This is a genomic window from Actinoplanes sp. NPDC004185 (assembly GCF_053603475.1).
In genome coordinates, this window is sequence record NZ_JBSGFR010000014.1 from 61,344 (window position 1) to 75,531 (window position 14,188).

At 73.5% G+C, this 14,188-nt stretch carries 15 protein-coding genes; 7 read left to right on the top strand and 8 right to left on the bottom strand.

Annotated features, from left to right (window positions below):
* Nucleotides 1-7: 7 nt before the first annotated feature.
* Nucleotides 8-685, top strand: a complete 678-nt coding sequence (locus ACWEOZ_RS16545; RefSeq protein ID WP_451911536.1) for a response regulator transcription factor — start codon at nucleotides 8-10, stop codon at nucleotides 683-685.
* Here ACWEOZ_RS16545 and ACWEOZ_RS16550 read toward each other — a convergent pair.
* Nucleotides 682-1,404, bottom strand: coding sequence for a Stf0 family sulfotransferase (locus tag ACWEOZ_RS16550; protein WP_451911537.1), 723 nt, complete (start codon nucleotides 1,402-1,404; stop codon nucleotides 682-684). The genes ACWEOZ_RS16545 and ACWEOZ_RS16550 overlap by 4 nt on opposite strands.
* Nucleotides 1,405-1,527: 123 nt before the next feature.
* Here ACWEOZ_RS16550 and trpB point away from each other — a divergent pair, with 123 nt between their 5' ends.
* Genes trpB through ACWEOZ_RS16565 form a run of 3 tightly spaced genes read left to right on the top strand, consistent with a single transcriptional unit; the run spans nucleotide 1,528 to nucleotide 4,185 of the window.
* Complete coding sequence (gene trpB, locus ACWEOZ_RS16555; protein ID WP_451911646.1) at nucleotides 1,528-2,688, top strand: tryptophan synthase subunit beta; 1,161 nt, start codon at nucleotides 1,528-1,530, stop codon at nucleotides 2,686-2,688.
* A complete protein-coding gene (gene trpA, locus ACWEOZ_RS16560) occupies nucleotides 2,685-3,488 on the top strand; it encodes a tryptophan synthase subunit alpha (protein WP_451911538.1) in 804 nt (267 codons plus the stop codon). Before trpB ends, trpA begins: the two co-directional genes overlap by 4 nt.
* Before the next feature lie 28 nt (nucleotides 3,489-3,516).
* Complete coding sequence (locus ACWEOZ_RS16565; protein ID WP_451911647.1) at nucleotides 3,517-4,185, top strand: GntR family transcriptional regulator; 669 nt, start codon at nucleotides 3,517-3,519, stop codon at nucleotides 4,183-4,185.
* A 5-nt stretch (nucleotides 4,186-4,190) separates the two neighbouring features.
* Here the strand turns inward: ACWEOZ_RS16565 and ACWEOZ_RS16570 are convergent, their stop codons facing one another.
* Nucleotides 4,191-5,435, bottom strand: coding sequence for a tyrosine-protein phosphatase (locus ACWEOZ_RS16570; RefSeq protein ID WP_451911539.1), 1,245 nt, complete (start codon nucleotides 5,433-5,435; stop codon nucleotides 4,191-4,193).
* Between the two features lie 192 nt (nucleotides 5,436-5,627).
* Here ACWEOZ_RS16570 and ACWEOZ_RS16575 point away from each other — a divergent pair, with 192 nt between their 5' ends.
* Nucleotides 5,628-6,020 (top strand): SCO5389 family protein, encoded by a 393-nt coding sequence (locus tag ACWEOZ_RS16575; RefSeq protein ID WP_451911540.1) that lies wholly within the window; start codon nucleotides 5,628-5,630, stop codon nucleotides 6,018-6,020.
* A gap of 41 nt (nucleotides 6,021-6,061) precedes the next feature.
* On the opposite strand, the gene ACWEOZ_RS16580 is transcribed toward ACWEOZ_RS16575, so the two are convergent.
* Genes ACWEOZ_RS16580 through ACWEOZ_RS16595 form a run of 4 tightly spaced genes read right to left on the bottom strand, consistent with a single transcriptional unit; the run spans nucleotide 6,062 to nucleotide 10,389 of the window.
* The gene (locus tag ACWEOZ_RS16580; protein ID WP_451911541.1) at nucleotides 6,062-7,249 is read right to left on the bottom strand and encodes a YibE/F family protein; all 1,188 of its coding nucleotides are present in this window, start codon (nucleotides 7,247-7,249) and stop codon (nucleotides 6,062-6,064) included.
* Complete coding sequence (locus ACWEOZ_RS16585; protein WP_451911542.1) at nucleotides 7,246-8,427, bottom strand: tetratricopeptide repeat protein; 1,182 nt, start codon at nucleotides 8,425-8,427, stop codon at nucleotides 7,246-7,248. The genes ACWEOZ_RS16580 and ACWEOZ_RS16585 overlap by 4 nt, the downstream gene beginning before the upstream one ends.
* Complete coding sequence (locus tag ACWEOZ_RS16590; RefSeq protein ID WP_451911543.1) at nucleotides 8,424-9,608, bottom strand: AAA family ATPase; 1,185 nt, start codon at nucleotides 9,606-9,608, stop codon at nucleotides 8,424-8,426. Before ACWEOZ_RS16590 ends, ACWEOZ_RS16585 begins: the two co-directional genes overlap by 4 nt.
* Before the next feature lie 37 nt (nucleotides 9,609-9,645).
* On the bottom strand, nucleotides 9,646-10,389 hold the full coding sequence (locus tag ACWEOZ_RS16595; RefSeq protein ID WP_451911544.1) for a TetR/AcrR family transcriptional regulator C-terminal domain-containing protein: 744 nt from the start codon (nucleotides 10,387-10,389) through the stop codon (nucleotides 9,646-9,648).
* Nucleotides 10,390-10,464: 75 nt separating this feature from the next.
* On the opposite strand from ACWEOZ_RS16595, the gene ACWEOZ_RS16600 reads away from it, so the two are divergent.
* Nucleotides 10,465-11,412: an ATP-binding cassette domain-containing protein gene (locus ACWEOZ_RS16600; RefSeq protein ID WP_451911545.1), complete on the top strand. Its 948-nt coding sequence runs from the start codon at nucleotides 10,465-10,467 to the stop codon at nucleotides 11,410-11,412.
* A complete protein-coding gene (locus tag ACWEOZ_RS16605; RefSeq protein WP_451911546.1) occupies nucleotides 11,409-12,188 on the top strand; it encodes an ABC transporter permease in 780 nt (259 codons plus the stop codon). Before ACWEOZ_RS16600 ends, ACWEOZ_RS16605 begins: the two co-directional genes overlap by 4 nt.
* A 53-nt stretch (nucleotides 12,189-12,241) precedes the next feature.
* Here ACWEOZ_RS16605 and ACWEOZ_RS16610 read toward each other — a convergent pair whose 3' ends face one another.
* Together ACWEOZ_RS16610 and ACWEOZ_RS16615 are read right to left on the bottom strand one after the other, a co-directional pair.
* A complete protein-coding gene (locus ACWEOZ_RS16610; protein ID WP_451911547.1) occupies nucleotides 12,242-13,018 on the bottom strand; it encodes an SDR family NAD(P)-dependent oxidoreductase in 777 nt (258 codons plus the stop codon).
* Nucleotides 13,019-13,062: 44 nt separating this feature from the next.
* On the bottom strand, nucleotides 13,063-14,142 hold the full coding sequence (locus tag ACWEOZ_RS16615; protein WP_451911648.1) for an epoxide hydrolase family protein: 1,080 nt from the start codon (nucleotides 14,140-14,142) through the stop codon (nucleotides 13,063-13,065).
* Nucleotides 14,143-14,188: the final 46 nt, after the last annotated feature.

Here is a 14,188-nt window from a genome sequence, read left to right on the forward strand (position 1 = left end):
GGCGATCGTGACGGCGGACGGCGCCCGGACGCGGCCGATCCGGCTGGCCATCGTGGATGATGATCCGCTGGTCCGGGCCGGTTTGCGCATCCTGCTCGGCGGATCGCCGGACATCGAGGTCGTCGCCGAGGCCGGTGACGGCGCCCAGGCCTCGGCCATGGCCGACGCGCACTGGCCCGACGTGGTGCTGATGGACATCCGGATGCCGGAGGTGGACGGGTTGATCGCCACCCGCCGGCTGCGTTCGCGGCCGGCGCCGCCGCATGTCATCGTGCTGACCACGTTCCATGCCGATGAGCATGTGCTGGACGCGTTGCGGGCCGGGGCCAGCGGTTTTCTGCTCAAGGACACTCCGCCGCGCGACATCATCGACGCGGTCCGGGCGGTGGCGGGCGGCTCGGCCAGCCTGTCGCCGGCGGTGATCCGGCAGCTGATCGATCACGTCGCCGACCCGGCCGCCGGGCCGCGGCGGGACCGGGCCCGGCAGCGGCTGGCCGCGCTGACCGGGCGGGAACGGGCCGTGGCGCTGGCGCTGGGCCGGGGCTGGTCGAACGCGGAGATCGGCACCGAGCTGGGGATGAGCCTGCCGACGGTGAAGGGCCACGTGTCGCGGCTGCTGGCCAAGCTCGACCTGAACAACCGGGTCCAGGTGGCGCTGCTGGTCCACGACGCGGAACTGCTCTAGCGGGCGGTCTCCGTCCGGTATCGCGCGGCCCATTCCTCGTTGAGCCGGTCGGCCTGGCGGCGGTGCCGCGGCTGGATGGGACCGCCCGCTTCCGGGTCGAGGTCCAGGAAGGAGAGCACGCCGCGGGTGGTGCCGGTGAGGTCGGCGGTGAGCTGCTCATAGGTGATCTCGTACGGCGTGACGCCGTACCGGGTGAACCAGGCCCGCCAGGCGGCGTTGTGCTCGGCCACGGTGTCCAGCAGCCTGGTGATGCCGGCCCCGTCGTAGTGCGGCTCGTCCGCGGTGGCGCCCGGGTCGCCGGCCCTCCAGGTGCGGGTCTGCTCCGCGCGCAGCCAGGACACCGCCTGGGCCAGCTCGTCCTCGCGCCGCAGGTACACGAAGCGGACCGGTCCGAACGTGGCTTCCAGCACCGCCAGGTCGCGGCCCTCGGCGGACGGCGCCAGCTCGGCCACCAGATGGTCGAGGGTGCCCCACATCAACTTGGCGCCGAAGACGCCGTTGGGCGTCGTTCCGGCCACGAGGGCGGCCCGCACGAAGGCCCGATAGTCGAACGCCGGGTCGGCCGGGCCGGGAATCCTCCACCGGTCCGCCCACAGCTGCCCGTCCGGCTGCCGGAAATACGACTCGGGGGTGCCGGCCAGCCCGGTCGACCCCAGCAGGCCGAGGAGCAGGGAACTGCCGGTACGCGGCGTCGCGCAGACGAAGTAGGACTCGGCCATCCCCCTAGCCAAGCCGTCGGTGACCCGCGCGACAACCGAAATAAAGTTCTAGAACTCTTCGTGAAGCTATGACACACTCGGCCGAGAGTTATAGAACTTTGGAGGCACACCGTGACCGTGGTCATGCGCGAACCCAGCACCGGCGGGCGCTTCGGCGAGTACGGCGGCAGATACGTCCCCGAGTCGCTGATCCCCGCCTGCCTCGCCCTGGAGCAGGCCTTCCGTGACGCCTGGGCCGACCCGGCGTTCCGGCAGGAGCTCGACGGCTACCGCCGCACCTACGCCGGGCGTCCCACCGCACTCACGGCCGCCCGCAACCTGTCCGCCGAGCTGGGCATCACCCTGCTGCTCAAGCGCGAGGACCTCGCCCACACCGGCTCCCACAAGATCAACAATGTGCTCGGGCAGGCGCTGCTGGCCCGGCGGATGGGCAAGACCCGGCTGATCGCCGAGACCGGGGCCGGCCAGCACGGCGTCGCCACGGCCACCGCGGCCGCGCTGTTCGGGCTGCGCGCCACGGTCTACATGGGTGAACGCGACATCGAGCGCCAGGCCCTCAACGTCTTCCGGATGCACCTGCTCGGTGCCGAGGTCGTCCCGGTGACCAGCGGCAGCCGCACCCTCAAGGACGCCACCAACGAGGCGATGCGCAGCTGGGTCTCGGCCGTCGAGGACACCCACTTCTGCCTCGGGTCGGTCGCCGGGCCGCACCCGTACCCGTGGATGGTCCGGGAATTCCAGCGGGTGATCGGCGAGGAGGCCCGCGGGCAGGTCGCGGCCGAGCTCAGCACCGGCCTCCCGGACGTGGTGGTGGCCTGCGTGGGCGGCGGCTCCAACGCGGCCGGCACCTTCGCGGGCTTCGTCGACACGACCGCCCGGCTGGTCGGCGTGGAGGCAGCCGGCGGGGCGGCGGTGTCCGGCGGTGAGCCGGGGGTGCTGCACGGCTCCCGGTCGCTGGTGCTGCAGGACCGGCACGGGCAGGTCGCCGAGGCGCACTCGATCGCCGCCGGCCTGGACTACCCCGGCGTCGGTCCGGAGCACGCGCAGCTCGGCGGGCTGGGCCGGGCCCGGTACGTGACGGTGACCGACGACGAGGTGCTGGTCGCGGTCCGCCGCCTCGCCGAACGCGAGGGCATCATCTGCGCGCTCGAATCGGCGCACGCGGTGGCCTGGGTGCTGCGCGCGGCCGGTACGGCGGAACTGCCGACCGGCTCGACGGTGCTGCTGACCCTCTCGGGCCGCGGCGACAAGGACATGGCTCAGCTGATGGAGGGACTGCGATGACGACCACGCTCAGCGCCGCGCTGACGGTCACCGGACGACCGCTGCTCGTGCCCTATGTGACCGGTGGCATCACCGCGGACTGGACCGAGCTGCTCCGGGCCTGCCAGGACGGCGGGGCGGACGCCATCGAGGTGGGGCTGCCGTTCTCCGACCCGATGCTCGACGGGCCGACCATCCAGGAGGCCTCCGACCGGGCCCTGGCCCGCGGCGCCACGGTGGAGTCGATCCTCGCGGACCTCGCCGCCACGCCGCTGCGGGTGCCGATCGTCGTCATGACGTACGCGAACATCGTCCTGCGGATCGGCCTGCCCGCGCTGGCCGCCGCCGGGGTCCGCGGGCTGATCGTGCCGGACCTGCCGCTGGAGGAGTCGGCGGCCACCGAGGCCGCCGCGGCGGCCACCGGGATCGACCTGGTGCTGCTGGCCGCCCCGTCGACCCCGGACGACCGGCTGCGGGAGATCTGCCGGCGCAGCCGGGGCTTCGTGTACGCGATCAGCGTCATGGGCACCACCGGCGAACGCGCCCAGCTGGCCGGCTCGGCGGCGACCCTGGCCGCCCGGCTGAAAGCGGTCACCGACCTGCCGGTCCTGATCGGCTTCGGCGTGTCCACCCCGGCGCAGGCGGCCGAGGCGGGACGCGCCGGGGACGGCGCTGTGATCGCGTCCGTGCTGATGCGTAGGGTTCTCGACGGAGCCACGGCGGCCCAGCTCGCCGCCGACGTCGCCGCCTACCGCACCGCACTCGACCTGGGGGTGTCTCCTGGAACGCCGCACGCCGAAATATCAGGTCATCGCGGCTGACCTGACCGCGAAGATCCGCGGTGGCGAGCTGCCGCCCGGCTCGGCGCTGCCGCCGCAGAAGGAGCTCAGCGCCGCGTACGGGGTCACGCTCGTGACGCTGCGGCAGGCGCTGCGGCAGCTGGAGGACGACGGCCTGCTCTCCCAGCAGCCGGGGCGGGGCACGTTCGTCGCGTCGCCGAAGGCCACCTACCGGCTGGACTCGCTGCGCGGACTGGCCGAGGATCTGCGGGCCCAGGGCCGTACGGTCAGCACCGAGATCCTCGGCCAGGGCATGCACCGCCCGCCGGCCTGGGTCGCGGCGCACCTGGGCCCGGGCCGGGTCCTGCGGCTCGAACGTCTGCGCCTGCTGGCCGGGCGGCCGGCGGTGCACCAGCTGTCCTGGGTGCGCCCGCCGGTCGGCACCGAGCTGCGCACCGCCGACCTCAGCGACACCTCCCTGTACGCGGCGATCGCCGAGCACGGCGTGGTCGTGCACCGCGCCTCGGAGGTGCTGCGCCCAGAGGTGCTCACGGCGCCCGTGGCCGAGCTGCTGCGCCGGCCCGAGGGCACGCCGGTGTTCGTCTCGGACCGGGTCACCTACGGCCTGGACGAGCAGCCGGTCGTGGTGGACCGGGCGACGATCCTGGGCTCGGTGATGGAGGTCCGCACCGAACGCGCGGCGACCGGCCTGTCGGTGCAGTGGACGTCGTCGTCCTGACGACGCTACCGGCCGGCTGACGGCCGGCGGGCCACCAGGTACGCCTGCGCCACCTGCTCGACCAGGCCGGGGTGCTCGGCGGGCTCGCGCACCGTCCGCAGCACCGGCTCCAGCCCGGCCCCGGCCAGCAGGGCGGCGACGGCTTCCGGACGGCGGCGGTAAAAGGTGATGTCCTTGTTCACCCGGATCTCGTCGCCGGTCTGGAACGTCACGATGACCGGCGCGCCGGGGGTCAGCACGCGGTGGAACTCCCGGAACACCGTCGGCAGCGCCTCGTCCGGCAGGTTGACGATCGAGTACCAGGCCACCAGCCCGGCCAGGGACGCGTCGGGCATCGGCAGATCCGTCATGGAACCGACCCGGAACGGGATCTCCGGATGGTCGCGGCGGGCGACGGCGACCATCCCCGGGGAGAGGTCGATGCCGCTGATGTCCAGGCCGAGGCCGTGCAGGAACGCGGTGGTGGCGCCCGGACCCGAGCCGACCTCGACGACCGGGCCCGGCGCGGCACTGACGAGCTCCGCGAAGCCGGCCAGCAGAGCGCGATCCCAGATCTTGGCGGCCAGCTCGCCGCGGAACTGCTCGGTGTACCAGTCGGCGACCGCGTCCCAGCCGGAACGGGTCTCGGTGAGGAAGGCGGGCTCGCGCAGGCGCTCGCGGACGGCGTCGAGGTGGCGCTGCTCGACGCCGATCTCGCGCAGATAGTTCTCGACGCCGCCGTACGCCTGCTCGGCGTGGGCCAGAGTGTTGATCATCGTGGCGGCCGGGCAGTCCGCGGAGCGCGCGTAGTCCTCGGCCACCACCTCCGGTCCGGCCCCGGCGACGGTCAGGGCCAGGGCGACCAGGGTGCCGGTCCGGTCCCGGCCGCCGTGGCAGTGCACGAGCACACCGCCCGGGGGCGCCTCGGCGATCGCCCGGAAGGCGGCGGCCACCCGCTCCTTGTTGTGGTCCAGCAATGGCCCGTAGGAGTCGGCCGGATACTCGTAGTCGGTCACGTCCATGAGCATCGACACGTGCGTGTAGATCGGGTCACCGGCGAACGGGCTGGGCTGCGCGGCGAGCTCCGCGGGCCGGCGCAGATCCACGATCCGTGACACCCCGGCGGCCCGGACCGTGGCGACGTCGTCCGGCGTCATCGCGGCGTGGTGGTCGGAGCGCAGCAGCGCCCCGTCACGGATCCGGCCGCCGTCGAGGGTGGGCAGTCCGCCCAGGTCGCGGGCATTGCGGCAGGCGGGCCAGTCGAGGATCACCGGGCGGGCTCCGTTTCGGGGGCGAGGCGGTCGAGAAGACCACCCAACAGGGCGGCCTCGCGCGCGGTCAACAGCGAGCTGCCGATCGGATGACACCGGCGCGGCGCTCTTTACAATGAAAACCGTTGCCAACAAGATGGACCTGGCTGCCGGCGCCCCGCCGGTACGCCGTCCGCTGTTGGAAGGATCCGCATGTCTCTTGCCGTCTCCCCCGATCTGCTCTCCGCCGCCGAGCGCGGCGAGGTCCCGGACGCGGAGTTCGTCGACTGTGTCCGCACGTCCCTGCCGTACGCGTGGGAGGTGGTCAGCAAGGTCATGACCGACCTGAACACCACCGGCGGCGAGTTCGCCGACCACGAGATCCCGCCGCCGTCCGAGCAGCAGCGCGGCGAGCTGCTGCGCGCCCTGGCCAGCGACGCCATCCGCGGCGGGCTGGAGCGGCACTTCGGTGCCAAGCTGGCCTTCCAGAACTGCCACCGGGTGGCGGCGTTCCGCCTCGGCGCGGTGGGCGGCGACCGCTACCGGGCGTTCGTCTCCCCGCGCGGCCAGCTGCTCAACCAGTCGCCGGAACTGCGCAACTGCTGAGCACCGGCCGGTCGAGGGCGGCGGGCTCCGGCCCGCCGTCCTCAGGCGCGCCGGGCGTGCCGCCCCGCGGAAATGGGCGTGGCCGGGCCGGGGTCCGCCACCAGGGCGGCGAGCGCGGTCGTGATCGGGACCGAGGCGACCAGGCCGATCGTGCCGACCGCGCTGCGCAGGATCTCCTGGGCCAGGTACTCGCTGGTCAGCAGGTCGGTGACGGGTTCGCTGGACGCGGTGATCAGCAACAGCAGGGGCAGCGAGGCCCCCGCGTAGGCCAGCACGATCGTGTTGACCGCCGACGCCACGTGCGCGCGACCGACCCGGATCGCCGCGCGGTACAGCTCCCAGCGGCTCGTCGCGCCGGGGCTCATCTCGGCCACCGTGACCGCCTGGGTGACCGTCACGTCGTCCAGCACGCCCAGGGCACCGATCACGATCCCGGCCAGCAGCAGCCCGCGCAGGTCCAGGCCGGCCCGGGTGACGGCCAGGGCCGCGCTGTCGTCGCTGCCCAGCCCGCTCAGCTGCATCAGCGAGGTGAACACCGCGCCCAGCACCCCGGTGAGCACCAGGCTGGCCAGCGTGCCGGCCACCGCGACCGAGGTGTGCACGTTGACGCCGTGGGTCAGATACAGCGCCGCGAACATGATCGCCGAGGCGCCCACCACGGCGATGAGCAGCGGTGGCGAGCCCTCGAGGATGGCCGGGATCACGAACAGCAGCAGCAGCGCGAAGCTCACCGCCAGGCCGGCCAGCGACGTCAGCCCCCGCCGCCGCCCGAACGCCAGGATCACCGCCACGGCCACCGCGACCAGCCAGATCATCGGGGCCGAGCGCTGCCGGTCCACCACCGAGTACGCCCGCCCGCCGGGAACCGCCTCGGGGAAGTAGAGCAGGACCACGCCGTCGCCGACGTGCAGGGCGCGCGTACCCGGGCCCTGGGGAAGATCCACGGCCTGGTCTGTCCCCGCGCCGCGGCCCTCGGTCACGCGGACCGTGGCGGAACCACAGCGCTGCTGCTGCGCACCTGCCGGGCAGGCCTGCTCGGCCACAGCGGTGACCGTGCCCAGGGCCCGCTCGCCACCGCCGGCAGCGGCTTCGGTGCGTACGTCGCCCGGCCACAGCAGGATCAGCGCGACCAGAGTGGCCAGCGCGGCCGGCACCAGCACCGCGGCGACGATCCGCCGGGTACGCCGGGACGCGGCCGGCGCAGTGCCGTGGCTGTGATCGTGGCTCATCGCGTCGACCCGGGACGCGGCGGCAGGGGCTGGTCGTCGTTCCACGTCTCGCGCAGCTCGCGTTTCGTCTCCTGCCACCAGCGGGCGAGCTCGCCGCCCCAGTCGCGGAAGTCACGGCCCAGGGCCTTCAGCGCGTGCCGGAAACCCGGGTCGTCCAGCCGAGCACCGAGCAGCTCGGCCAGGCCCAGGCCCCACAGCACCGGTACCGCCGCGACGGCGAGCACCACCGTCCACCAGCGGCCCGTCACGGCGTACCCGAGCAGAAGCGCGACCATGACGCCCAGCGTCACCATCGCGGCCCGGGTGGCCCGGCGCAGCAGTGAGGGCACCAGCCGCAGGCAGCGCCACGGCAACCGGCCCGCCGGGATCAGCACCCGCAGGGCGAAGCCGGCCACGACCACCGCGAACAGGGCGGCCAGGATGCGGCTGCCGAGGGCCGCCGGCGGCCACCCCGTCGCCGCCAGGGCGCCGGCCCCGACCAGCAGGATCGCGGCGGCGAACCAGCGGCGCAGCGCGCTGAGCAGGCTGCGGATCGGCCAGGTCATCGAGATGACGTCCGGGCGGGCCGGATTCTCCCGGGCCACGTCGTGCAGGGCGCGCATCGAACGGCCCACCCGCAACCGTTCGGCGTCGAGCATCGCGAGCAGCCAGCGGCCGTAGGCGTTGGCCGGATCGATCGCCAGCGCCGCCCGGGCCGCCTCCTCGGCCGCGTCCCGGCCGCCCGCGCCGCGTTCCACGTCGGCCACGGTCAGCAGCCCCTCGACCGACCGCGGATCCAGCGCCAGACCCTGCCGGGCACAGGCGCGGGCCTCGGCGAAGCGGCGGCCCGCGGCCAGCGAGCGGGCCAGCACCAGGTGCCCGGAGGGCTCGTCCGGGGCCAGCCGGACCGCCTCCCCCGCCGCGGCGATCGCGTCCCGGTCGCGGATCAGCGCGATCAGGGACTCGGCGCGTTCGGCGTGCGCGTCGGCCAGCCGCGGGTCGGCGGCCGCGGCCGCGTCGCAGGCCGCCAGCGCGGCCGCGTAGTCGCGCTGCTGGCGCAGCACATAACCGAGCAGAGTGAGCAGATCGGCGTCGGCGGGCGCGGCGGCCAGCGCCGTGCGGAGCCGGGCCTCGGCGTCCGCGTGCCGGCCGACCTGGGCGAGCTGCCGGGCCTGCCGGTACGCGTCGTCGCCGCTCACAGCAGCTTGCGCTTCCGGAGGTACGCGGCCAGGTCGTCGTACTCGCCGCCGGCGTTGCCGAACATGACCACGCTGCGGGCCGTGGCGAACCAGGCGTCGGTGGACGGGCGCACCTCCCGGACGGCGGCCGTCATGTCCGGCTGCGAGATCATCCGCACCTCGCCGGTGGCGATGGCGTCGCGCATCGCGAACTCCGCGGCGGTCTCGCACACGTGCGCGAGGTCAGCACCGGAGAAGTGCTCGGTGGTGGCCGCCAGCGCGCGCAGGTCGATGCCCGCGACCGGCCGCTCGCGCAGGTGGTACTCGAGGATGGCCGCCCGGGCGGTCGCGTCCGGCGGCAGCACCAGGACTGTGCGGTCGAGGCGGCCGGGCCGGCGCAGCGCGGCGTCGATGTCCCAGGGGGCGTTGGTCGCGGCGAGCACGAACACGCCCTCGTTGCCGCCGCCGACCCCGTCCAGCTCGGTGAGCAACTGGTTGACCAGGGTCCGCATCGCCGAGGAGCTGAGCTGGCTGCGCTTGTGGCCGAGCGCGTCGATCTCGTCGAGGAACAGCACGCAGGGCGCGTGCGAGCGGGCCGCCTCGAACAGGTCGTGCAGGTTGCGCTCCGAGCTGCCGACCCACATCTGCAGCACGTCGACGATCGACAGGGAGACGAACGCGGCGCCCATCTCCCCCGCGACGGCCCGGGCCAGGAACGTCTTGCCGCAACCGGGTGGCCCGTACAGCAGCAGGCCGCCGCGCAGGCTCTTGCCGAACAGCGTGCGCAGCCGCGGGTTGCGCAGCGGTCCGAGGAAGGCCAGCTCGAGGCGCTGCTTCACCTCCGCCATGCCGCCCACGTCGGCGAGGGTGACCGTGGCCCGCTCGACGTCGAACGCGCGATCGCCGGCACCGGCCGGCGGGAACCTCGGTGGGACGACGCCCTCGAACTCGCCCTCCAGGGCGTCCCAGTCGACGCCTGGAGAGGGCTCGGCTGCCGTCGCCTCACCCGGAAGAGCGTTCGCCATCACCCGCCGGGCCGCCTCGTTCGCGGGGTCCCGGGCCAGCACCTGGGCGGCGTGCCCGATCGCCTCGCCGGCCCTCCCCGCCCCGACCAGCAGCTCGGCCAGGTGCAGCCGGAGCGCGACGTCGTCGGGCCGGGCAGCGACGGCCGCCGTCAGGCTGTCGATCAGGGCGTCGCTCATGAGAGGCGATTATGCCCGGCTTCCCCGTGCGCCCTCGTCAGCGGTCGAGCAGACGCTCCAGCCCGTCCAGGATGCGCTCCAGCCCGAAGCGGAACGACCGCTCCGGGTCGCCCACCGCGTTGTACTCCAGCCCGGCGGCCTGCCCGACCCGGCCCGAGATCGGGTACGCCTCACCGGGCATCACCCGTTCCAGGACCGGTGCGTTGACCGCCCACCACTCGGCGTCGGAGATGCCGGACTGCTCGGTGGTGCGCCGGGTGTCGATGGAGGACCGCGCCGCCCCGGCCGTGAAGCTGCCCAGCATCGTGATCACCTGGTCCATCTCCAGGTCGGTGAAGCCGGCGCCCTCGATGGCGGCGAGCTGCCACTCGTAACGGCCCGAGACGTTCGGACCGATCCACGGCCGGCTGTTCTCCACCTGCAGCAGCCAGGGATGCCGGTGGAACTCGTCCCAGATCTGCTGCGCGACCCCGGTGATCCGCTGCCGGAGCGGGCCCTCGTGCGGGGGTAGCGGCTGCTCGCCGGCCACCTCGTCGATCATCAGACCGATCAGCTCGGAACGGCCGGGGACATAGGTGTAGATCGACATCAGCTTGAGCCCGAGCCGGTCGGCGACCTTGCGCATCGAGAACGCCGGCAGCCCCTCCTCGTCGGCCACCGCGATCGCCGCGCGCACCACCTCGTCCACGCTCACCCGCTGCCGGGGTCCGCGGGTGCCCTGCGGGGTCCCGAGCGTGCGCCGCCACAGCAGGCTGAGCGTGCGGTCGATGTCCTGATCCATGTGCGCAGATTACCCCGTGGGGTGTACGGTGTTGCCGGCAAGATTTCCGTAAGGCATACGGAGTTAGGAGCCACCGTGACCGACCACGCCCTCACGGCCGACGGACTACGCAAGAGATACGGCGATCTGCAGGCTCTGGACGGCTTCGACCTGAGCGTTCCGCCCGGCGTCATCCACGGGCTGCTCGGCCCGAACGGCGCCGGCAAGACCACCGCGGTGAAGGCCCTGGCGACCCTCATCCGTACCGACGGCGGCAGCGCGCGCGTCGCCGGCTTCGACGTCCGCACCCAGGCCCGCGAGGTCCGGCGGCGGATCGGCCTGGTCGGGCAGAACGCCGCCGTGGACGAGGTCCTCGGCGGCCGGCAGAACCTGGTGATGTTCGGCCGGCTCTTCGGTCTCACCACGGCCCGCGCCCGGGCCCGCGCCGACGAACTGCTCGAGACCTTCGGGCTCACCGACGCGGCGGACCGGGCGGTCTCGACCTACAGCGGCGGGATGCGCCGCCGGCTCGACCTGGCCGCCGGCTTCATCCTCACCCCGGCGGTGCTGTTCCTGGACGAGCCCACCACCGGCCTGGATCCCCGGGCCCGCAACGAGGTCTGGGAGAGCGTCCGGCAGATCGCCGCGCGCGGCACCACGGTCCTGCTCACCACGCAGTACCTCGACGAGGCCGACCAGCTGGCGGCCCGGATCTCCGTGATGAACCACGGCAAGGTGGTCGCCACCGGCACGCCGGACGAGCTCAAGCGCCAGGTCGGCGGCGACCGGGTGACCGTCACCGTGCCGCGGTCGGAGTCGCTGGAACCGGTGGCGCAGCGGCTGGCGGCCGTCCTCGGCGAGTCCGCCGTCACCGACGCGGAGACGCACCGGGTCACCTTCGAGGTCGGGGCCGGGGTGGTCGCGCTGGCCGACATCGTCCGTGCCCTCGATCAGCTGGGCATCGCCCCGGAGGACCTGGTGCTGCGCCGGCCGACCCTCGACGAGGTCTTCCTCACCCTGACCGACAAGGAGGTGGCGCGATGACGACGCTGCGAGCCGGCTGGGTCATCACCCAGCGCGACCTGGCCCACTGGGTACGCCAGCCGTGGGCGCCGCTCTTCGGCCTGCTCTTCTCGATCATGCTGCTGCTGGTCTTCGGCTTCCTCTTCGGCGGCGCGATCACGGTGCCCGGCGGCGGCGACTACATCAGCTTCCTGCTGCCCGGCATGCTCGCGCTGAGCATGATGTTCGGCGTCGAGAGCACGGCCACCGCGATGGCCAACGACGCCCGTAAAGGCATCACCGACCGGTTCCGCTCGATGCCGATCGGCAGTGCGTCGGTGGCTCTGGGCCGGGTCGGCGCCGACCTGGCCAACTCGGCGGTCGAGCTGCTCGTGCTGATCCTCGGCGGCCTGCTCATCGGCTGGCAGATCTCCGCCGGCGCGGCGTCCGCCGCGGCTGCCGTGCTGCTCCTGCTCCTGCTCCGGTTCGCCATGCTGTGGATCGGCATCTTCGTGGGCCTGAGCTTCCGCGGCGAGGGCGCCACGATGGCCGTGCAGGTGCTGGTCTGGCCGATCGGCTTCCTGTCCACCGCGATCGTGTCCGCCGAGACGATGCCGGGCTGGCTGGGCGCGATCGCCGCCTGGAACCCGTTGTCCGCGACCGCGTCGGCCGCGCGGGAGCTCTTCGGCAATCCGACCGGGATCACCGAGGGACCGCTGGCCGGCGGGGCGGTGTGGCTCGCGGTCGGCTGGCCGCTGCTGCTCACCGCGATCTTCCTGCCGCTGTCGGCGCGCGCCTACCGCCGGCTGCGCGACTGAGCCGGACCGGCCGGACCGTGGTGTGTCCCGCGGTCCGGCCGGGCCGGCCCCGGTCAGGGCAGGATCGCGTCGACGTAACCGCCGTCGACGCGCAGCGCGCCGCCGGTGGTCGCCGAGGCCTGCGCGGAGCTCAGGTAGACCACCATGTTGGCGATCTCCTCGGGCTCGATCAGGCGCTGCAGCAGCGACTGCGGCCGGTGCAAGCGCATGAACTCGCGCTGCGCCTCGTCCCAGGGCAGGTCTCGGTCCACGAGCTGATAGACGAACTCCTCGACGCCGGCGGTGTGGGTGGGCCCGGCGATCACGCTGTTCACCGTCACGCCGCTGCCGGCCGCCTCCTTGGCGAAGCCGCGGGAGACCGCCAGCAGCGCGGTCTTGGTCATGCCGTAGTGGATCATCTCGGCCGGCGTCACCACCGCGGAGTCGCTCGCGATGTACTGGATCCGGCCCCAGCCGCGCTCGCGCATACCCGGCAGGTACGCCCGGGTCAGCCGGACCGCCGCCAGCACGTTGACCTCGAAGTACTGCCGCCACTCGGCGTCGGTGATCTCCAACGCCGGCCGGGCGCCGAAGATGCCGAGGTTGTTGATGAGGATGTCGGCCTCCGGCACCGCCTCCAGCAGCGCGGCGACACCGTCGTCAGTGGTCAGATCGGCCGGGGCGGCGACGAAGTCACCGTCGCTCGGGAGCACGGCGAGCACCTTGTCCCGGTCCCGGCCGTTGATCGCCACCCGGGCGCCGGCGGCGGCCAGGCCGGTGGCGATCGCAAGGCCGATGCCCTGGGTCGAGCCGGTGACGAGAGCAGTCCTGCCGCTGAGATCGAGTCGCATGCCCCCACTCTTCCCCGTGCCGGCGCCGCGACGCGCGACCCGCACTACGGTGAGGGCGAGATCACCGGGCCACGGAAGAAGGCGCGGATGTCGGCGGCCAGCTCGACCGGCACCTCCAGCGCCGCGAAGTGCCCGCCGCGCGGCAGCTCCGTCCAGTGCCGGATGTCGAAGAGGCGCTCGGCCAGCGGGCGCACGCTCAGCACGATGTCGTGCGGCAGGACAGCCACACCCATCGGCACCTGGCAGGGCGGGCCGGAGCCGCTCTCCTTGGCCAGCCGGGCCGACGAGCCCGCCGTCCGGGTGAACCAGTAGATCGACACGTCGGTGAGCAGGACGTCGTCGCTGATGGTGGAGGCCGGGTCGACCCACTCGGTGAACTTCTCGGCGATCCAGGCGAGCTGGCCGACGGGCGAGTCGGTCAGCGCGTACGAGATGGTCTGCGGCCGGGTCGCCTGCAGCACCTGATAGCCGGGCCGGTTCGCGGCGAACGCCGCGGTCCGCTCGGCCCGGTCACGATCCGCACCGGTCAGGCCGGTCGCCGGGCCGGGCGTGGGCAGATAGTTGACGTGTACGCCGACGACCCGGTCCGGAACGGCGGCGCCGAGCGCGCGGGCGACGCCGGAGCCCCAGTCGCCCCCGTGCGCGCCGAACCGCGGATAGCCGAGCCGGGTCATCAGCTCGGCCAGGGCCCGGGCGATGCGGTGCAGGTCCCAGCCGCGTTCCCCGGTCGGCCCGGAGAAGCCGAAGCCGGGCAGCGAGGGCACGACCAGGTGGAAGTGCTCGGACAGCAGGCCGGTCAGGGCCCGGAACTCCAGCACCGAGCCCGGCCAGCCGTGCAGGAGCAGCAGCGGCAACGCGTCCGGGTCGGCCGAGCGGACGTGCAGGAAGTGGACGCGCTGGCCGTCGATCTCGGTGCGGAACTGCGGGGACTCGTTCAGCTCGGCCTCGTGCCGCCGCCAGTCGTATCCGTGGCGCCAGTGGTCGGCGAGTTCGCGTACGCGGGCCAGCGGGATGCCGTAGTCCCAGCCGGCATCCGGCAGCTCCTCGGGCCAGCGGGTGCGGTCGAGGCGGTCGGCCAGGTCGTCGAGGTCGGCCTGCGGGACGTCGATCCGGTACGGCACGATATCGTTCATACGAATAACGTTAGTCCGCCTAACGTTAGTCGAGCAA